The following is a 17,971-nucleotide window of genomic DNA, read 5'->3' on the forward strand; positions in this document are numbered from 1 at the left end:
AACAATGGGTCGCCGGCGCGGACGCGGCCGCTTGTTGTTCGGCTGCGGAATTCAGGCCAGCGCGGCGGCTAGCAGCTTTGCTTGCGGTGTCAAATCATCGAAGCGGCGGGCGCAGAGGTTGAGCTGGCGCGTCGCCCAGTCATCGGTCAGCCGCAGGCTACGCACAGAGCGGCGCGCCGCACTTTCCGGCACAATGGCGATGCCCGCCCCTTGCGCGACGAGCCGGCAGACATTGTCGAGGCCGGGCACGCGGATGCGGATGCGGAGATGGCCGCCAAGGCGGGCGGCCTGGCGGGTGATGTGCTCCTGCAGGGCATGACCGGTGCTGAGGCCGACAAAGGATTCGCCGAGAACTTCGGTGAGGCTGATGGTGCGGCCTTCGAGACCGGGTCGGTTCCGCGCGGCGATCACCACCAGCCGGTCGGTGAAGAAGGGTTTCTGCTCAAGATGCGACAGGCCGGCCCAGGTCGCGGCGATGCCGAGATCGGCAGCACCGCTGGCCACGGCTTCCGCGATCTCATGGCTCGGCCGCTCGTCTAGATTGATGTCGATCCGGGGTTGCGCGATCAGGAAAGTGGGCAGGATTTTGGGCAGAAGCTTGCTGGTGGCGGCGGTGTTGGCCATCAGCCGCACGCGGGCGCGCAGGCCATCGGCATAGGCGGCGAGGTCGCCGGCCATCGCCTCGATCTGGTTCTGCACCGCCCTTGCATGATGCAGCAGCGCCTGTCCGGCGGCCGTCGGCACCACGCCACGGCGGCGGCGCTCCAGGAGCGGTGCGCCGAGCCGTTCCTCCATGCCCTTGATGCGGGCGCTGGCCGACGCCAAGGCCAGCCCGGCAAGCTCGGCGCCATGGGTGATGCTGCCGCGCTCGGCCACCAGCAGGAACAGTCGGAGATCGACCAGATCGAAGCGCATTCTTTTGCTCCTGCAAACGGTCCGGCGCCCCGGGGGAGGCGGTCGGTTTCCTGCTCCAGCCTTCGTCGAGGCCGAAGGCTGGCAGTGCAATTTCCACATTGTGATCGGCCGAGATCTTCGTCAAACAGTTTCGAAGGAGATATGCGATGAGCGAACGAGTATCAGGCCGCCAAGGGTTCGGCATTCTTGAAGGCGCGGCGATTGTGCTGGCCATCGCCGTGACCTGCCTTGCCATGGCGCGGGCGGAGCCCGGTTTGCGGGGATGCACGGCCGCTCCCGTCAGCCGCGATGCCGCGCAGGCAAAGGCCACACGCGATGCCGCTGATGCGACCGACATGCTGCTGCATGACTGATCCCGCCACGACTGTGCCACCATGCTGAGCGCCGGCGTCCTCGCCTGGACCGGCGCCGTCTTCCTGGCGGCCGGCTTCATCAAGGGCGTCGTCGGCATGGGGCTGCCGACCGTGGCGATGGGATTGCTGGCGGTGACCATGCCGCCGGCGCAGGCCGCGGCTTTGCTGTTGATCCCTTCGCTGGTCACCAATCTCTGGCAATTGCTGACCGGCCCGTCCTTCGGCGGCCTGTGCAAGCGGCTGTGGACGATGATGGCAGGAGTTGCCCTCGGCACCGTCACTGGCGCCGGCCTGCTGACCGGCGCGCATACGGGCGCGGCCTCGGCGGGGCTGGGCGCGGCGCTGGTGCTTTATGCCGTCGTCGGCCTTGCCAGGGCCGGCTTCACCACGCCGGCACGCCACGAGGTGTGGGCGTCACCGCTGGTCGGCGTTGCGACCGGGCTGGTCACCGGCGCCACCGGCGTCTTCGTCATCCCGGCGGTGCCCTATCTGCAATCGCTGCGGCTCGGCAAGGAAGATCTGATCCAGGCGCTCGGCCTGTCCTTCACCGTGTCGACGGCAGCGCTGGCCATCGGGTTATTCAGGACCGGCGCCCTGGCATCGCCGACGGCGCAACTGGCGGGGTCGCTCGTGGCCTTGGTGCCGGCGCTGGCCGGCATGTTCGCCGGCCAGGCGCTGCGGCAGAAGATGAGCGTCGAGACCTTCCGCACGGTGTTCTTCGCAGGGCTGCTGGCGCTGGGGGTGTATCTTGTGGGCGAGGCTATGCGCTAGCGCAGGCTTTGCAGCCCGCAATCGTCAGTTGAGACTCGCATTGAGATCGGCGAGCGTGACCATCAGCGTCAATGGCTCGACCAGAGAAGGCTCGAATCCGACGGCCAGATAGAAGGCTAGGGCGTCCTCGGATATCGCGTGCACCAATATGCCTCTGATTCCCAGTATCTCAGCGGCCTGAAGTATCCGTAGACCGGCATCCCTCACGAGCGCACGACCGATGCCTCGGCCATGATGTGCCTGGTCGACCGCCAACCTGCCCAGCACCGCAACCGGGATCGGATCGGGCATATTGCGCCGGAAGCGACCAGGAGCTTCGACTATCTTCACGCCGCCGCTGGCAATGGCGTAGTAGCCAACGACACGGTTGCCGTCGCAGGTCACATAGGTACGGGATGCACCGCCCGCCTGATTGGTCCGGGCACGTTTTTTCAACCAATCGTCGAGTGAAGGTATGCCCGATAAAAATTCGCTGAGTTCGTGATGGTCGGCGAGCGGAACCGGAGCCGACAGCCTCACGCAGCGTCCCACGGAGTCTTTGCCGTCATGGTGCGGCGCAATCGATCGTTCGGTTGCGGCGGCGTGTCGAGACGTGCCAGAAACTCAGCGTAGACAACCGGCTCGACGGTAAACACGAGACGGTTGAGCAACGCGTCCTCTGCGGCGCGTTGCGACGCTTCAAGCATGAAGTCGGTGCGATTCTTGCCGAGCAGTTCCGCTGCCCGGTCGATCAGATTGCGAACTTCCGGCTTGACGCGGATATTGAGCGGAACGCTCTTCGGCAACGGATGATGTGACGGTGGCATGAATAGCTCCCTTCTTCATCCAGATCATAGCAGACTGTAATGACATTGTCATTACAGTCGCGCCTGAGATTTGCAGACAGGCTTAGCGCACTACCAGCACCGGAATTTCGGTGTAGGACAGCACTTCCGCCGTCTGGCTTCCCAGAAGCAGCTTGCCCAGTCCGCGACGCCCGTGCGAGGCCATGACGATCAGGTCGCAGCCTCTCGCCTGCGACAGCTCCAGGATCGCCTCGGCCGGCCTTTTGTCCTCGACATGCACGACCTCTGCGGAGACGCCGGCTGCGTCCGCCGATGCCTTGCACTTGTCGAGAACCTCCTTGCCATATTTGCGCGCTTCTTCCTGATAGGCCGCCAGTTCATCGCCGGCGGCATAGCCAGCCATGGCGCCGCCCCAGGCGAAGATCGGGAATTGTTCGGAGACGGTGATGAAGCTAACGGAGGCGCCGAGGCCCTTGGCCAGCGTCAGGCCGTGGGCAACGCCCTTGTCGGCCAGTTCCGATCCGTCGGTGGCAATGAGCAGATGTTTGTACATGATGATCTCGACCTGTTGTGCAAGGGCCGATGCCCTCGTGGTGGCGGGAGCCTTGGGAGGCTACCTTGATATAGTCGCGCCATCGGACTGATCACAGGGCCAGCTCGATGCGGATCGGGGCCAGGCGGCAACACGTTTTGCGTCAGCAGGATTCCCCTTTGCGGGATCGTCCCCTAAGGTGCGGGCGACATCGAAAGGCATCCCATGAGCAGCGCGTTTCCGCAGATCCATCTGGTCCGGCATGGCGAGACGGCGTGGAGCCTTTCGGGGCAGCATACCGGCCGCACCGACATGCCGTTGACGCCGGCCGGCGAGGCGGCAGCGCGGGGTGTCGCGGATCGCCTGAAAGGCCTGTCGTTTTCGGCCGTGTGGTCGAGCCCGTCACAACGCGCCTACAACACCAGCGTGCTGGCCGGCTTCGGTGCGCAAAGCGTCAAGAACGACGATCTGCAGGAATGGGACTACGGCGCCTATGAGGGGCTGACCACGAAACAGATCCTGGCCGAGCGGCCGGGCTGGACCGTGTTTCGCGACGGCTGTCCGCAAGGCGAGATGGCGGCCGATGTCGGCGCGCGGGCGGATGCGATCGTCAGACAGCTTCGAGAAGCTGGCGGCTCGATCCTGGTGTTTTCCAGCGCACATTTTTTGCGCGTGCTCACCGCCCGCTGGATCGGCCTGCCGCCCGAAGGCGGTGCGCTGTTCGTTCTCGATACGGCCAGCATAAGCGTGCTCGGCTACGAACATGATTTGAGCGAGCCGGTCATTCGGAAATGGAACCAGAAGTAGGGCGGCAGTAATGCCGGCTCGGCGCAAAACGCCGTCGCTTCGTCATCCACGGGCGGAGCAAGGAGCGTAGCGACGCAGCGCAGACCCGAGGATCCATGCCGCGACTTCAAAGCGTTGCTACGGTGCAGAATTGTGTTCCGCTGCATTTCAGGGCCAAGGTCACGGCATGGATCCTCGGGTCTTCGCGACGGAGCTTCGCTCCTGCTCCGCCCGTGGATGACGAAGTTGGGAGGTTTCGGCACTTCCAAATGTCTCTATCTGTCGAACTTCCTGATCGCGTCGGCGGTCACCGGCGTGAAGAAGTTCACCAGATTGCCGTCGGGGTCGCGGAACATCAGCGAGCGGTTGCCCCAGGGCATGGTGGTCGGCTTCTGCACCGTGACATCCCTTAAGGTGTCCGAGAGCCTGGCGAATTCCGCATCGACGTCGCCGACGCGGAATTCGATGATTGCCGTGTGGTTGTCGGCCGGGCGGGCGATGTCGCCGCCGAACAGCATCAAGGTGCGTGTGCTGCCGATCGCCAGCGTGCAGGAAGGTGTCGCGAGTTCGGCGAAGTCTTCCGTGTACATCGTCACGGGCATGCCGGTGATCTCGCTGTAGAAGCGCATGAGGCGCTGAACGTCTGACGTGATGATGCGGACAGAGACGAAATTCATTGCATGGCTCCCTGGACTGCTGGAGCCATTGCCGGGCTCCACATCAGATCCATAGGCCATGCCTACTGACAGCTTTCTGTCAGGAGATGGGTGCGACGATCATTTGTTCGGCTCGGGCAAGACGGCCGGCAGGCCGAAGGCGACGAACAGCTCGGCCCCGAGCGGGCCGACATAGACCGTCAGCGAGGCGATCTGGCCGTCGGTCGGCTCGATGACATGCAGTGACTGCGCGTGCCATTCGGGTTCCTGATGGCGCCGCGCATAGATCGCGACGGCGGGCTGGCCGTTGGCCCTCGTCGCGACCGCATGGTAGCCGGCGAAATTGCCCCAGACGGTTTTGAAGAAAGCCCGGATCCCCTCGCGTCCCTGATACCAATCCAGCCATGGCGGCATGTGGTAGGTGGCGTCCTCGCGCAGCAGCTCGACGAAGCCGTCGAGATTGGCGGCCTGCCAGGCCCGCATGTAGCGTTCGAGCAGCAGGCTCTCTTCGCGGTTGGGCCGCTCGCGCTGCAAGGGACGCCCTTGGGGATAGTGCGCACCAAGCGTTGCGCGGGCGCGTTGCAGGGCGCTGTTGATCGAGGCGGTCGTGCCCCCCAGCAGTTGCGCCGTTTCGAGTGCAGACCAGCCCAGTACGTCGCACAGCAACAGCGCGGCGCGCTGCCTTGGCGGCAGAAGCTGGATCGCGGCGACGAAGGCAAGCTGCACGGCTTCGCGGGTTTCGTAGCGCGCTTCCGGACCGGGCTCGCCGTCGACGAGATCCGGCAGTTCGGCGTCCGGGTAGGGTTCCAGCCAGACGAGTTCGGCGGCCGGCCCGGCAGCGGCGCGCCCCTCGGTCGGCGGCCGTCCGGGCGGTTCGAGAATGCGATGCACCGATGACCTCGCCTTGATGGCGTTGAGGCAGCTGTTGGTGGCGATCGTGTAGAGCCAGCCGCGCAGCGGGCCGCGCCCGTCGAATTGCGAGCGGCCGCGCCATGCCCTGAGAAACGTCTCCTGGACGAGGTCGTCGGCCTCGTGCAGCGAACCCATCATCCGGTAGCAGTGCAGCTTGAGTTCGCGGCGGTGGGCCGTTGTCAGGCGCTCGAAGGCCAGTCGATCGAGGATCGGCTGGCCCAGCGGCTCAAGCGGGCCGGGAGCATCTGTCATAGCGAGCCTGCGGTGCTGATTTCGGCCGGCATCCTGCGCGCCTCAGGCCGCCGCCGCAAGGCCGCTGCCGCTCACTGTGAAGGAGACGCCTTGCAGCCCGCCGCCGGCGAGCGCGACCACGGCGCGCCCGACATCGGCCGGTGTCTGCACATCGGTCATGCTGGCAAGGAAATCCGCCGGGCTGATGCCGAGATAGGCCGAAACGCCTGATATGCCGCCCTGGCCAACGCCGGTGCCGGCCATGATGCGCATCGGCACCAGCGCCATGAAGCGCAGGCCGAGGTCCAGCCGGTCGGCCTCCTTCTGGCAGTGGGCGGCGAGAAACATCTGCATGCGCTTGGCGCCGGAATAGCCGCCGGAGTTCGGCGGCCCGCCGCTGAGTGCCGCGCCACTGGAGATCAGCACCACGCGGCAGCCCGGCTTCAGCCGGCCCTGGAGGGCCGCCTTGCAGAACAGGAAGGATGCCTTGACGTCCATCTCCCAGTTTGCGGAGAAATCCTCCCAGCTCTGGTCCTGAACGGGTGCCGACGGGGCAAGTGCCCCGGCGCAGATCACCAGCACGTCCGGCTGGAGCGCAGCGAACACCGCATCCGGCGCCGTGGCCTGCGTGGCGTCGGCGGCAAGCGTCTTCACCCTTGGGTGCTCCCAGGAGAGCTGTTTCAGATCGGCCGCGCCGCGGGCGACGGCGAGAACCGTTGCGCCCTCGCTCAATACGGTTTCGACGATGGCGCGGCCGACGCCCCGGCTGCCTCCGACCACGACGACATTCTGACCTTGTAACGATCCCATGGATCACCTCGCTTTTCCGGCCCGGAGGATTCCGGTGCCTGTAGGTGAAGACAGTGCAGGCGGGTGGAAATCATCGGTGGGGGTGAGAATTTTTTCTGAGGCGCTCTCAAGAGCCCACAGCCAACCCACCGCCGAGTTCTGTGGCGCCCCCCTCTGTCCTGCCGGACATCTCCCCCACACGGGGGGAGATTGGTCGTCATCACGGCCTTCGCCAATCTTCGACGTTGCAGGAGGAGAGCCGGCGACCAAGCTGCCGATCTCCCCCCTCGTGGGGGAGATGTCCGGCAGGACAGAGGGGGGCGCCACAGAACGCTACTTTCAGCCCGTTCGCTTAACCGCTCAGCAGCAGCGCCAGTTCCTCCGGTGTCAGGTGCCGCGCGGTGCCCTTGGCGAGATCGCCAAGCTGCAGCCGGCCGATGGCGATGCGGATGAGGCGCAGCACTTCGATGCCGTGCGCGGCGAGCAGGCGGCGGATGTGGCGGTTGCGGCCTTCGTCGAGCACAATCTCCAGCCAGGCGGTGCGGCCGCCACTGCGCAACAGTTCGATCGAGCTGGCGGTCAGGGTTTCGCCGTCGACGGTCACACCGGTGCGGAGCTTGTCCAGCATCGCCTCATCTGGCGCCGTGCCGATCTGCACATGATAGGTCTTGGGCAGATGCGAGGCCGGGTCCATCAGCCGGTTCGCAAATTGTGTGTCGTTGGTCATCAGCAGCAGGCCTTCGCTCGCCTTGTCGAGCCGGCCGACCGGCGAGACGAAAGGCAAATCGAGCCCTTCGAGGCAGGCATAGACGGTGTCGCGCTGCTGCGGGTCGTCGCGGGTGGTGACCAACCCGCGCGGCTTATTGAGGATGAGATAGACCTTGCGCTCGGCAATCACCGGCCTGTCGTCGACGACGATGCGGTCGCGGTCGAGGTCGACGCGCAGCGCCGCATTGCGCACCACCTTGCCGCCGACGCGCACGCGGCCTTCGGCAATCAGCACCTCGGCCTGCGTGCGCGAGCACAGGCCAAGCTTCGACAGCGCGCGGTTCAGGCTGACGCCGGGCGCCGCCTGCCTGCCGCTTTGTCGTGTCTGCCGTGGTGCCATGCTGCCGTCTGTGTTGGTGAAGCCGACAAATGCCACGGGCCGCGATGGCTTCGCAAGCTCTCTACCTGGGGCCGACCTTGCAGTCCTGAACGCGGTCTGCGAACGCCCCTCAGTGAGGGACTGGTCAGGTTGGGCCGGAGCACTGCGCCTGGAATGGTCGCAGTTGCTGCAAATATCAACCCTCGTCCAACCCTTGCGCTGAGGGGCGTCGGGCGAGGGCGCGGATGCGGTCGGCGACGGCGCTGTTGACCGGGTTGTAGACGGTCAGGCTCAAATCCGGCCGGCCATCGACCGCGAACCCCGAATATTCCAGTTCGATATCACCGAGTTCCGGGTGCTTCAGGCGTTTTGTCCCGTCGCCGTGGCTCAGCACGTCGTTCTCCCGCCATAGGGCGGCGAACTCCGGGCTGGTGCTGCAAAGTTCGTCCACTAGCTGGGCGACCTCGGAGACCGCGCCGGCGCGTGCCGCATCGGCCCGGAACGCTCCCACCACGAAACGGGCGAGGTTTTCCCAGTCGTGCTGCTTGGCACGGATGACAGGGCTGCGGAACATGAAGCGCAGGATGTTGCGCTGGCCGGCGGGCAAGGCACTGTAGTCGGTGAGCACGATTTGCGCGGCGCGGTTCCAGGCGACGACGTCCCAGGTGGCGGTCCTGACCAGAGCGGGACTGGCGTCAAGCGTGTCGAGCAGGCGCTGCAGCCGGGGGCTGACGCCCTCAACGCCCCTGTAACGGACCTCGGGCGGTCGCCCCAGGCCGAGCATGAAAAGGTGTTCACGTTCCGCCTCGGTCAGCATCAGCCCCTTGGCGATGCGGTTCAGCACGTCGGCCGAGGGCGCGCCGCCACGGCCCTGTTCCAGCCATGTGTACCAGGTCGGACTTATGTTGGCGCGCTGAGCGACCTCTTCGCGACGCAATCCGGGCGTCCGCCTGCGCCCGGAGAAGCCGAACGACGCGGGATCGAGCCGGGTGCGCCGGTCCTTCAAAAACGCTGCCAGCGAACCGGCGGAATTGGAGGGCATCCTGTTAGCCATTATACCATGATAAGGTCACTACTTTAATGGAATAGTAGACCGGCGATACTGCGCAGGCAACTGTGCAGGAGATTTTGCATGCGTATCTTTCTCACCGGCGCGACCGGTTTCATTGGGTCGGCGCTGGTTTCCGAACTCATCAAGGCGGGCCACCAGGTGGTCGGCGTCACCCGCTCCGACGCCGGCGCCGAGGCGCTTGCCGCCGCTGGCGCCGAAGTACATCGGGGAACGCTCGAGGAGCCCGACGGCCTGCGTGACGGCGCGGCGAAGGCGGAAGCCGTAATCCATACGGCGTTCGACCACGATTTCTCGCGGTTTGCCGACAACTGCGAAAAGGACAAGCGTGTCATCGCGGCCCTCGGTTCGGCGCTGGCCGGTTCCGACCGGCCGCTGGTGATCACCTCCGGCGTTGGCGTGGGCAGCCCCGGACATGGCCAGTTGGCCAGCGAGGACGTCTTCAACGCCAGTCATCCCAATCCGCGCATCGCGTCGGAACTGGCCAGCAATGCCTTGCTGGAGGCAGGCGTCAATGTGTCGGTGGTGCGGCTGCCGCAGGTCCACAATCCGGTCAAGCAGGGGCTTATCACGCTGCTCATCGAAATCGCGCGGGAAAAAGGCGTGTCGGCCTTTGTCGGCGAAGGCCGCAATCGCTACTCTGCCGGCCATCTCCTCGACGCGGCGCGGCTTTATCGGCTCGCCGTGGAAAAGCAGCAGCCGGGCGCACGCTATCACGCGGTCGGCGAGGAAGGTGTCGAAGTGCGTGCAATCGCCGAGGCGCTTGGCCGGGGCCTGAAACTACCGGTCGTTTCCATCGCTCCGGAAAAGGCGGCGGAGCATTTCGGCTGGATGGGAATGTTCGCGCCCATGGATCTGCCGGCCTCCAGCGCGCTGACCCAGGCTCGGCTCGGCTGGCATCCGACCGGCCCGACGCTGATCGCCGATCTCGACGCCATGCAATACGCCGCCTGACGGGCTGAAGCCTCGGCGCCAAGGCTGGCGAGATACGGCCGGTAACAGTCAGGTTACCGGCCGTTTTGCGAGCGATTACCCAGGAGTAACTGCGTAGCGCAGATGGACGAGCCCATGCGCCAGCGCCTCGCAGCTCGTCAGGGACAAACGCGTCTTGCCCGCCAGGCCGCTCTCGCCGAACTCGACGAACCCCTGGTTTGCCGCGCGCCCGTCGAGCGCGGGTGCTACGAGAAGGCTCAGCTCATCGACGAGCCCTGCCGCGAGGAAGGAGCCGTTGATGCCGGCGCCGCCCTCGAGCAGCAGCCTGCGGATGCCGAATTCGCGGCCGAGAACCTCGACCATCGACGCGAGATCGATGTCGGCGGTTTCCGCAACGACATAGGACACGCCGTTGGCAGCGAGCTCGGCCAGATGGCTATCGGCAACGTCACGCCCGAGCAGCACCACGACATGGTCGCCGCCGATGTCCGGTTTGGAAAAGTGAAGCTTGCCCGAGGTATCGAGCGCCACGGCATAACTGCCCGCACCCATTTGCGCGAAATGATAGGGTCGGTCGACCTTGCCGGCATTGGCCGGCGGATGCGCGCCGGCCTTGCTCATCTCGGCCATGGTGACGCGGCCGACAATCCAGGCGTCGCCCGCGAGGTCGTTGTGGATATGCTCATAGAGGCTCGACCACTCGGCCCGGGTGCCATCAGGGCTCGTGGTGTAGCGGCTGGGGTGGAGGCTGCCGTCGAGGGATGCCAGCATGTGGCAGATGATTTGCGGCTTCATGCGGGTTTCTCCAATTTATAGGCTTGGAAGGTTGTGCATGTCGTTCTCCCAAGGCCGTACTAACGGCATTGTCCTGAGGTAAGCGCCGGACAAGGAAATGGAGGGGGCCGATCTCGCACTCGTTGCGGAGCTAGGCCGCTTCAAGCTCCATCACTTTGACCGCCGCCTTCGCGAGAAACCCGGATCGAGTGTAGCCATGGGCTTCGGCAAAGGCATCGATCCGTTGGAGAACGTCGTCCGGCAGCGTCACGTTGATACGCACTGCCTTCTTGGCCTCGGTCTTGGCGGCGACCAGGATTGCAACACCGTCACGATTATCGGCGTCTGCCATCACTGTTTCTAAACTGGAAGGCTCCGGAATAGCATCGCCATCCTCGACCAAACCTTCGATATGGAGGGCGAGGGCCTCTTCAGCCATGGACCGGGCATCATCCAGATCTTTGCCGGCGGTAATCACGCCCGGGAAGTCAGGGAAAGACACACCGAAGTCGCTGCCGGCATCCTTATGGATAAGTCCGATATACTGCTTCATGTCCATCACCTTAGTTTCAGTCCAGCTTGCTTTTCGATGCTGCGTAAAGTGCCTATTGGGATATCGCGCCTGGGATGAGGAACGGTGACCCGTCCTGGCTTGTCGCGGTGTTTGAATTGCGCATGGCTACCCTTTCGGGCAACCTCGAACCAACCGTCGGCCTCCAATAGGCGGATAATTTCCACGCTATTCATGTGTATTTATACACATTTATAGGCACCCCTTCAACAGAAATGTAAAACCGCGCTCTCGCTTCCGGCCCTAGCCGCCCGAGGAGCAGGATGCCCGCAATCAAAAATCCGACAATTTCGATAAGTTGCCCGACGGCTCTGTTATATCGATGTTGCACAAAAGGTTGACCCTGGGCTAGCATCTCCGTGCAGGCGTCGGTGGGAGGCTCTTTTTTGCAACGGCGGCCAGCTGGAGCGGCATGCGTTTTCGGGCGCAGGGAGGATGCTCCAACACTTTGAACCGACGCATGATCTTCCTGAAACCGATCCCGGTTTTCGGGATCGTGCGTTCTTGTGGAGGAGGATCCCATGAACAGACGCGAATTCCTGCTGTCGTCCGCGGCCTTTGGCGCCATGATGCTTGCCGCACCCTCGGTGTTTGCGCAGGACAAGCTCACCATCCTGGGCTCGGTGCCCAATCTCGGCTTTCCGTTCTTCGTGCACATGCTGAACGAGATCAAGGCGGAAGCCGCCGCGCAAGGCGTCAATTTGACCGAAAGCGACGGCCAGAACTCGGCCACCAAGCAGACCGCCGACATCGAGGCCGCCCTGGTGCAGAAGGTCAACGCCATCGTCATCTCGCCGCTTGACGTCAATGCGCTGGCGCCGGCCATCGAAGAAGCGGTCAAGGCCGGCGTTCCCGTGGTGACGATCGACCGTCGCGTCGACGGTGTCGAGGGCATTCTGGCCCATGTCGGCGCCGACAACGTCAAGGGCGGCGAGGCTGAGGCCAATGCCATGGTGGCGGCGTTTCCCAACGGGGCCAAGATCTTCCATCTGCAGGGCCAGCCCGGAGCCGGCCCGGCGATCGACCGCAACAAGGGCGTGCACAACGTGCTCGATCCCCTGAAGGACAAGTACCAGATCGTCTTCGAACAGACCGCCAACTTCGCCCGCGCCGAGGCGCTGTCGGTGACCGAGGCCGGCCTCGCCGCCAATGGCAAGCCGGACGCCATCGTCTGCGCCAATGACGACATGGCGCTTGGCGCCATGGAGGCCTGCGCGGCGCGCAACTTCACCGACGTCAAGATCTACGGCTTCGACGCGCTTCCGGAAGCGCTGGTCGCGGTGCGCGACGGCAAGCTTGCCGGCACCGTCGAGCAGTTCCCCGGCGAACAGTCGCGCACGGCGGTCCGCATCGCGGTGGCGTTTGCCAAGGACAAGACCGAGCCGAAGGAGAAGCTGGTGCTGCTGACGCCGATCGTCATCGGCAAGGACAATCTCGACAAGGCGGAGAGGATTGGCGAGACGAAGTAGGGGGTGATTGGCGGGGATCAGCCGATTGGCAAAGCCGGCGGGACAGCGCCCCACTCTGCCCTGCCGGGCATCTCCCCCACAAGGGGGGAGATCGGCAGCTTCTTTGGCCGCGCCTTTCTTGCAACGTTTGAAGTTGGCGAAGGCCGGCGTGTGGTCCAATCTCCCCCCTTGTGGGGGAGATGTCCGGCAGGACAGAGGGGGCGCTGTCCCGCTGCCTGCCTCAATCCGGGAGCAACCATTGTCGCCAGCTGAAGCCGCATCGCCCGAACCTATCCTGCTCGCCGTAGAGGGCATTACCAAGCATTTCTCCGGCGTCACCGCGCTGAGCGATGTTTCGCTCGACATCCGCCCCGGCGAAATCCTCGGCCTGCTTGGCGAGAACGGCGCCGGCAAATCGACGCTGCTGAAGATCCTGTCGGGCGTCATGCCGCCATCGAGCGGGCATATCATTTTCGACGGCGCCGACTACCACCCGTCCAGCCCGCAGGATGCCAAGCGGCTCGGTATCGTCACCATCTATCAGGAGCTGAGCCTGATCCCGACACTGACGGTGGCGGAGAATATTTTTATCGGCCGCGCGCCGATCGGCCCGCTCGGGTTGGTCAGCTGGCGGCGCATGGAGCAAGACTCGCGTGCGATCATCGCCCGCGTCGGCCTGTCGATCGATCCGACGACGCCGGTGTCGGCGCTGTCGGTGGCCGAACAGCAACTGGTGGAGATCGCGCGGGCGCTGTCGCTGAAAAGCCGGCTGATCATCATGGACGAGCCGACCTCGGCGCTGACCGAAACCGAGGTGCAGCGCCTGCTGTCGATCATGGACCGGCTGCGCAAGGACAAGGTCGCCATCATGTTCGTCACCCACCGGCTGGAGGAGGCCTCCGCCATCTGTGACCGTATGACGGTGCTGCGCGACGGCAGGCTGGCCGGGCATCTCGACCGCGAAGGCGGGCCGATCGCGCTGCCCAGGATCATCGAGAAGATGGTCGGCCGGGCGGCATCGGAACTTTATGCGCGGCCGGCGCAGCGCGCGGTTGCCGGCGATGTCGTGCTGTCGGTGCGCGGCCTGCGCACCGTGCGCGATCCCGAGGCGCCGCACGCCATCGTGCTGGACGGCGTCGACATCGACCTCAAGGCCGGCGAGATCCTCGGCGTTGCCGGTCTCGTCGGCTCGGGCCGCACTGAACTGGCGCGCGCCATTTTCGGCGCCGACCGCATCGCTGCCGGCACGATCATGCTCGACGGCAAGCAGATTGCGCCGGCATCACCCGCCGATGCCATCGCGCTCGGCATCGGCCTGGTGCCGGAGGACCGCAAGCATCAGGCGATCTTTGCCGCACTCGGCATCCTGCCGAATTTTTCCGTCGCATCGCTGGGCAGCTTCAGCAACGGCTTCGGGTTCATGGCAGAGCGGCGCGAGCGCGACGCGCTTGCCGGCTTCAGGAAGATGCTGTCGATCCGCATGGCCTCGCCCGAACAGGCGATCGAGGGCCTGTCGGGCGGCAACCAGCAGAAGGTGGTCCTGGCGCGCTGGCTGGCGCGCGATCCGAAGGTGCTGATCGTCGACGAACCGACGCGCGGCGTCGATGTCGGCGCCAAGACGGAAGTGCACCAGATCCTGGTGCAGCTTGCGGCGCGTGGCATTGCGGTGATGATGATCTCGTCCGAACTGCCCGAGGTGCTGGCGGTGTCGGACCGCATCGTCACCATGCGCCGGGGCCGCATCACCGGCGAGATGCCGGGCGTCGAGGCAAACGAGGAAAAATTGATGGAACTGATGGCACTCGACCGCAAGGAGACACGATGAGCGTGGCGGAGGACCAGCGCGGCGGCATCAATTTCGCGCGGCTTTTGATGAGTTTTGGGCCGCTGCTGTTCCTGGTGGCGCTGATCGTCGTCTTCACGGTGCTGAAGCCGAGCTTCATGGACCCGATCAACCTGTTCAACATAACCCGGCAGATCTCGATCACCGGGCTGATCGCGCTCGGCATGACCTTCGTCATCCTCACCGCCGGCATCGATCTGTCGGTCGGCTCGCTGCTCGCCTTCTGCGGCATGGTTGCCGCCGTGGTGGCCAAGGGCGGGACCGCCAACACGCTGTCGCTGTCGACGAGTGGAACGCAAGGGTTCGGCTGGTTCTCTGCGCTGCTCGCCGCCGTCGTGGTGGGGGCGGCCGCCGGCGGTGTGCAGGGGCTTGTCATCACCCGGCTGAAAGTGCCGCCCTTCGTCGTCACGCTGGGCGGGCTGACGGTGTTTCGCGGGCTGACGCTGACCATCTCCAATGGCGGCCCGATTTCGGGCTTCGACGCCTCGATGCGCTGGTTCGGCACCGGGCTGATCGGCCCCGTGCCGGTGCCGGCGCTCATCTTCGCGGCGGCCGCCATCCTGTGCCACATCGTGCTGCGCTACACCCGCTACGGCCGGGCCGTCTATGCCGTCGGCGGCAATGCCGAGGCGGCAAGGCTGTCGGGCCTGCGCGTCGACCGCATCCTGGTCTCTGTCTATGTCATCGTCGGCTTCTTCGCCGGGCTCGCCGCCTTCGTGCTGTCGGCGCGGCTCAACTCATCGGAAGCGGTCGCCGGCATCGGCTACGAGCTGACGGTCATTTCGGCCGTCGTCATCGGCGGCACCTCGCTGTTCGGCGGCATCGGCTCTGTCGGCGGCACGGTGGTGGGCGCGGCCCTGATCGGCGTGCTGCAGAACGGGCTGCAGTTCAACAACGTGTCGTCCTACACGCAAAGCATCGTCATCGGGCTCATCCTGATCCTGGCCGTGGCGTTCGACCGGTGGCTGAAGTCGCGGGTGCGAAGGTGAGGGCAGCAGGGCGGAGGTTTGTGTTCCGTCACACCCCCCTCTGTCCTGCCGGACATCTCCCCCTCGCTATGCGAACCGCTTTTCAGCCTCGCATGCCCAGAGAAGATGGCCGTAACGGCGGAAGTAGCGCGCCACGAGCCGCTGTTGCTTGGCTCTGATCAGGTCGGTCAGGCGCCGCTCCTGGCGCCAGCGCGGCATGTTGCGCCAGCAGGCGATGAAGCGGGCGGCATCCTCGAGAGCTTCCTCGGCCGAGAGTGCGGGGCCGATCGCGGCCAGGAACAAGATCTCCGAGTGTTTCAACTCGTCGATAACAGCCTTGCGCCTGATGTGATCCTGGCGGGCATGGGCGATGCCGTTGCGGCGGATTGCTTCGAAGGCTTCAAGAAGGGCAGGGCTGTCGCCGGTATAACCGCAGGCACGGTCGAAATCGGCGGCGTCCATCGTCACTCCCGGGCCTGATGTGGCGGTGGTTCGTGTCCCGACTCACATTTGCAAAGATATATAAGCATAACTCAAAAAATCATAGAAGAAAAACTTTTGGGACTGTTTGAAAACTGCGACTCGACTCCCGGCGCAAAAGGCAGGAATATACGAACAAATCAGGAACAAAAAAGGTGAGGAGGGGCGATGGCATTGCCTGGCAGGGAACCAGTGATCGCGCATGTCGCCTCGATCTCGGTCGAGTGCGCCGATTGCGGCCGCAACAGATGGTGGCGGCCCGATCAGTTGAAGCGGTTCGGGGTGACGGGGAATACACCGCTGGCCGCATTGTCGGGCCGCATCGTCTGCTCGGCCTGCCGTGCCGACGGGCTGCCGGGCGCAACCGTCACGATCCAAGCGGCGTTCATCGATGAGCGCCAGCGGGTGCGTAGCGAAGCGCGGATGCTGAATGAGCGCGAGGTGCCGCTGGAGGGGTCGAGACGGGCTTGAGGGGTGGCCGTCAGAAGGCGTCGTCTTCGTCGGAGAGGATGACATCTTGCCCGCCGTGAAAGATTCGAACGACCGTCACGGTCTTGTCTTTGATGGTGAATGCGATCGTCGCCCGCCTGCGATAGCCCACGGTGCGGAGGCCTGGCCTGACGTCATCATGGCGCGTCCCGCGTTCGGGAAAAGTATCAAAGTCCGAACAGTAATCGATGAGGCGATCGACATAGGCTCGCGCAATTCGTTCGCCAGCCTGTGGAACCAGATAGATCAGCAAATCCAGCAGGTCTTTTTCTGCGGCCTCACTGAAGACGACCCTGTGCGTCATGCCTGGCGTGAACGCTTGCCCGCCAATGCATCAATGCGATTGTGAAGTCGCTTGCGTACTTCCTCGAGAGGCGAGACGAGCGAAGGATCCTTCTGAAGCGCATCCATTGTTGGCGCAACCTCTTCCCGCAGCCAGCGATCGACCGCTGCGTCGCGTGCGGCAAGAGTTCTCAAGCCATCGCGGATGACTTCGCTTTCGGTGGCGTACTCGCCGGATGAAACCTTGTCCTTCACCATCTGCGCCATCTCAAGCGGCAAGGTAATGGTCAGTGGCTGAGTGGTGCGCATTGTCATTCCCCTGGGCAAATGGGATGCGTATGACTTAATCATACGCTGTTGTGCAAGCCGCGGCTAGTGGAATGGCACTTGGACGCGATGGCTCTTCAATACCCCAGCAGTTCCTTCAGCGGAATCACGCGCCAGACGTGTTTTATGGCATAGCGGTCGAAGGTTAGCGTCTTCGGCGGATTGTATTGCTCGACGACCAGCTCACCCGCGGTGCGCTTGACCAGCTTCTTGATGAAGGCCTTGCCGTTGCGCTCGTTTTCTTCCGGAAAGGTCTCGATCACCACGTGGTCGCCGGGCACAGCGTCGCGGCCGCCGCAATAGATCAGGTCGCCGGGCTCGTAGCGTGGCACCATGGAATCGCTCAGCACGTGCAGCGCGAACACTTTCGGCAGGTTGCGGACGCCCGGCGGGCGCTGGACGTAGCCGGCTGGCTCACCGTTGAAGGTGAAATCGCCATCGTCGCCGCCGACGGCCGCACCCAGCACCTCGATGTCCATCGACCCGGCGGGTAGCGGACCGGCATCGGTGACGATCTCTGCGTCGGCAACCGGGCCGGCATCGTCGAGGAAGACGACCTGCCCTTGGCCCAGTGCTACCGGGTCGACGCGCAGGAAGGCGGCGGTCTTCAAGAGGTTCTCGGTCTTGGGCAGGTTGCGGCCGGTTTCCCAGTTGCCGACGGCGGCGACATCGGTGTCATTGTGCTCGGCAATATGGCGCATGACCAGGCCGCGCTGCTTGCGCGCCTTGCGGATCGCCGCCCCGACCTTGATCGACAGTTCCGTTTTAGCCATGGCACCCATGTGAGCGATGAAAGCGGCTCTCGTCTATGAAAGAATGGCTTGCATTTATTTTTGAGTTATGCTTATATTCGGCCATGCAAAACCTGTCTAGCTTTCATGGCGCAATGGCGCCGGCCTCACGCGAGGCGCATCCGGCGACTGTTGCCGGCACCCTTCCGTCCCGGCTGTCCTCCTCCCCGGCCGGGGCG

General features: G+C 64.5%; 24 protein-coding genes. 8 read left to right on the forward strand and 16 right to left on the reverse strand.

Annotation, left to right across the window (positions count from 1 at the left end):
• Positions 1–51: 51 nt before the first annotated feature.
• The gene (locus tag NKI38_RS09265; RefSeq protein ID WP_352656633.1) at positions 52–915 is read right to left on the reverse strand and encodes a LysR family transcriptional regulator; all 864 of its coding nucleotides are present in this window, start codon (positions 913–915) and stop codon (positions 52–54) included.
• A gap of 146 nt (positions 916–1,061) precedes the next feature.
• On the opposite strand from NKI38_RS09265, the gene NKI38_RS09270 reads away from it, so the two are divergent.
• Complete coding sequence (locus NKI38_RS09270; protein WP_352656635.1) at positions 1,062–1,268, forward strand: hypothetical protein; 207 nt, start codon at positions 1,062–1,064, stop codon at positions 1,266–1,268.
• Positions 1,269–1,289: 21 nt separating this feature from the next.
• Entirely contained in the window at positions 1,290–2,039 is a 750-nt protein-coding gene (locus tag NKI38_RS09275) for a sulfite exporter TauE/SafE family protein (protein ID WP_352656637.1), read from the forward strand.
• 24 nt (positions 2,040–2,063) lie between these two features.
• Here the strand turns inward: NKI38_RS09275 and NKI38_RS09280 are convergent, their stop codons facing one another.
• From NKI38_RS09280 to NKI38_RS09290, 3 genes are all read right to left on the reverse strand, one after another.
• On the reverse strand, positions 2,064–2,558 hold the full coding sequence (locus tag NKI38_RS09280; RefSeq protein WP_352656639.1) for a GNAT family N-acetyltransferase: 495 nt from the start codon (positions 2,556–2,558) through the stop codon (positions 2,064–2,066).
• The gene (locus NKI38_RS09285; protein ID WP_352656641.1) at positions 2,555–2,845 is read right to left on the reverse strand and encodes a type II toxin-antitoxin system TacA family antitoxin; all 291 of its coding nucleotides are present in this window, start codon (positions 2,843–2,845) and stop codon (positions 2,555–2,557) included. The genes NKI38_RS09280 and NKI38_RS09285 overlap by 4 nt, the downstream gene beginning before the upstream one ends.
• Before the next feature lie 82 nt (positions 2,846–2,927).
• Entirely contained in the window at positions 2,928–3,377 is a 450-nt protein-coding gene (locus NKI38_RS09290; protein WP_352656643.1) for a universal stress protein, read from the reverse strand.
• A 204-nt stretch (positions 3,378–3,581) separates the two neighbouring features.
• On the opposite strand from NKI38_RS09290, the gene NKI38_RS09295 reads away from it, so the two are divergent.
• Positions 3,582–4,163, forward strand: coding sequence for a histidine phosphatase family protein (locus NKI38_RS09295; protein ID WP_352656644.1), 582 nt, complete (start codon positions 3,582–3,584; stop codon positions 4,161–4,163).
• 254 nt (positions 4,164–4,417) lie between these two features.
• On the opposite strand, the gene NKI38_RS09300 is transcribed toward NKI38_RS09295, so the two are convergent.
• The 5 genes from NKI38_RS09300 to NKI38_RS09320 form a co-directional block, all read right to left on the reverse strand.
• Complete coding sequence (locus NKI38_RS09300; RefSeq protein ID WP_352656646.1) at positions 4,418–4,819, reverse strand: VOC family protein; 402 nt, start codon at positions 4,817–4,819, stop codon at positions 4,418–4,420.
• Between the two features lie 99 nt (positions 4,820–4,918).
• Positions 4,919–5,962, reverse strand: a complete 1,044-nt coding sequence (locus NKI38_RS09305) for an RNA polymerase subunit sigma-70 (RefSeq protein WP_352656648.1) — start codon at positions 5,960–5,962, stop codon at positions 4,919–4,921.
• A gap of 42 nt (positions 5,963–6,004) precedes the next feature.
• Positions 6,005–6,751 (reverse strand): SDR family NAD(P)-dependent oxidoreductase, encoded by a 747-nt coding sequence (locus NKI38_RS09310; protein ID WP_352656650.1) that lies wholly within the window; start codon positions 6,749–6,751, stop codon positions 6,005–6,007.
• Between the two features lie 331 nt (positions 6,752–7,082).
• Positions 7,083–7,838, reverse strand: a complete 756-nt coding sequence (locus NKI38_RS09315) for a pseudouridine synthase (RefSeq protein ID WP_352656651.1) — start codon at positions 7,836–7,838, stop codon at positions 7,083–7,085.
• Positions 7,839–8,013: 175 nt separating this feature from the next.
• Entirely contained in the window at positions 8,014–8,859 is an 846-nt protein-coding gene (locus NKI38_RS09320) for a helix-turn-helix transcriptional regulator (protein ID WP_352656652.1), read from the reverse strand.
• 90 nt (positions 8,860–8,949) lie between these two features.
• Here NKI38_RS09320 and NKI38_RS09325 point away from each other — a divergent pair, with 90 nt between their 5' ends.
• Entirely contained in the window at positions 8,950–9,840 is an 891-nt protein-coding gene (locus tag NKI38_RS09325; RefSeq protein ID WP_352656653.1) for an SDR family oxidoreductase, read from the forward strand.
• A gap of 75 nt (positions 9,841–9,915) precedes the next feature.
• Here the strand turns inward: NKI38_RS09325 and NKI38_RS09330 are convergent, their stop codons facing one another.
• From NKI38_RS09330 to NKI38_RS09340, 3 genes are all read right to left on the reverse strand, one after another.
• Positions 9,916–10,614: a RibD family protein gene (locus tag NKI38_RS09330; RefSeq protein WP_352656655.1), complete on the reverse strand. Its 699-nt coding sequence runs from the start codon at positions 10,612–10,614 to the stop codon at positions 9,916–9,918.
• 130 nt (positions 10,615–10,744) lie between these two features.
• A complete protein-coding gene (locus NKI38_RS09335) occupies positions 10,745–11,146 on the reverse strand; it encodes a type II toxin-antitoxin system HicB family antitoxin (RefSeq protein ID WP_352656657.1) in 402 nt (133 codons plus the stop codon).
• Between the two features lie 5 nt (positions 11,147–11,151).
• Entirely contained in the window at positions 11,152–11,340 is a 189-nt protein-coding gene (locus tag NKI38_RS09340; RefSeq protein WP_352656658.1) for a type II toxin-antitoxin system HicA family toxin, read from the reverse strand.
• Positions 11,341–11,685: 345 nt separating this feature from the next.
• Here NKI38_RS09340 and NKI38_RS09345 point away from each other — a divergent pair, with 345 nt between their 5' ends.
• The 3 genes from NKI38_RS09345 (at position 11,686) to NKI38_RS09355 (ending at position 15,444) form a co-directional block, all read left to right on the forward strand.
• Positions 11,686–12,633, forward strand: coding sequence for a substrate-binding domain-containing protein (locus NKI38_RS09345; RefSeq protein ID WP_109660434.1), 948 nt, complete (start codon positions 11,686–11,688; stop codon positions 12,631–12,633).
• Positions 12,634–12,871: 238 nt separating this feature from the next.
• On the forward strand, positions 12,872–14,437 hold the full coding sequence (locus NKI38_RS09350) for a sugar ABC transporter ATP-binding protein (RefSeq protein ID WP_352656660.1): 1,566 nt from the start codon (positions 12,872–12,874) through the stop codon (positions 14,435–14,437).
• A complete protein-coding gene (locus NKI38_RS09355; protein WP_352656662.1) occupies positions 14,434–15,444 on the forward strand; it encodes an ABC transporter permease in 1,011 nt (336 codons plus the stop codon). Before NKI38_RS09350 ends, NKI38_RS09355 begins: the two co-directional genes overlap by 4 nt.
• A 66-nt stretch (positions 15,445–15,510) precedes the next feature.
• On the opposite strand, the gene NKI38_RS09360 is transcribed toward NKI38_RS09355, so the two are convergent.
• Positions 15,511–15,885 (reverse strand): hypothetical protein, encoded by a 375-nt coding sequence (locus NKI38_RS09360; protein WP_352656663.1) that lies wholly within the window; start codon positions 15,883–15,885, stop codon positions 15,511–15,513.
• Positions 15,886–16,071: 186 nt separating this feature from the next.
• Between NKI38_RS09360 and NKI38_RS09365 the strand changes: the two genes are divergently transcribed.
• On the forward strand, positions 16,072–16,374 hold the full coding sequence (locus NKI38_RS09365) for a hypothetical protein (RefSeq protein WP_031260430.1): 303 nt from the start codon (positions 16,072–16,074) through the stop codon (positions 16,372–16,374).
• 10 nt (positions 16,375–16,384) lie between these two features.
• Here NKI38_RS09365 and NKI38_RS09370 read toward each other — a convergent pair whose 3' ends face one another.
• The 3 genes from NKI38_RS09370 to NKI38_RS09380 form a co-directional block, all read right to left on the reverse strand.
• Positions 16,385–16,696 carry a type II toxin-antitoxin system RelE/ParE family toxin gene (locus NKI38_RS09370; protein ID WP_352656665.1) on the reverse strand — a complete coding sequence of 104 codons (312 nt, stop codon included), beginning with the start codon at positions 16,694–16,696 and terminating at the stop codon, positions 16,385–16,387.
• A complete protein-coding gene (locus NKI38_RS09375) occupies positions 16,693–16,983 on the reverse strand; it encodes a ribbon-helix-helix domain-containing protein (RefSeq protein WP_023760062.1) in 291 nt (96 codons plus the stop codon). Before NKI38_RS09375 ends, NKI38_RS09370 begins: the two co-directional genes overlap by 4 nt.
• 95 nt (positions 16,984–17,078) lie before the next feature.
• On the reverse strand, positions 17,079–17,783 hold the full coding sequence (locus NKI38_RS09380) for an XRE family transcriptional regulator (RefSeq protein ID WP_352656667.1): 705 nt from the start codon (positions 17,781–17,783) through the stop codon (positions 17,079–17,081).
• Positions 17,784–17,971 lie beyond the last annotated feature (188 nt).

It is taken from the genome of Mesorhizobium sp. M0621 (assembly GCF_040320745.1).
Classification (GTDB): domain Bacteria; phylum Pseudomonadota; class Alphaproteobacteria; order Rhizobiales; family Rhizobiaceae; genus Mesorhizobium.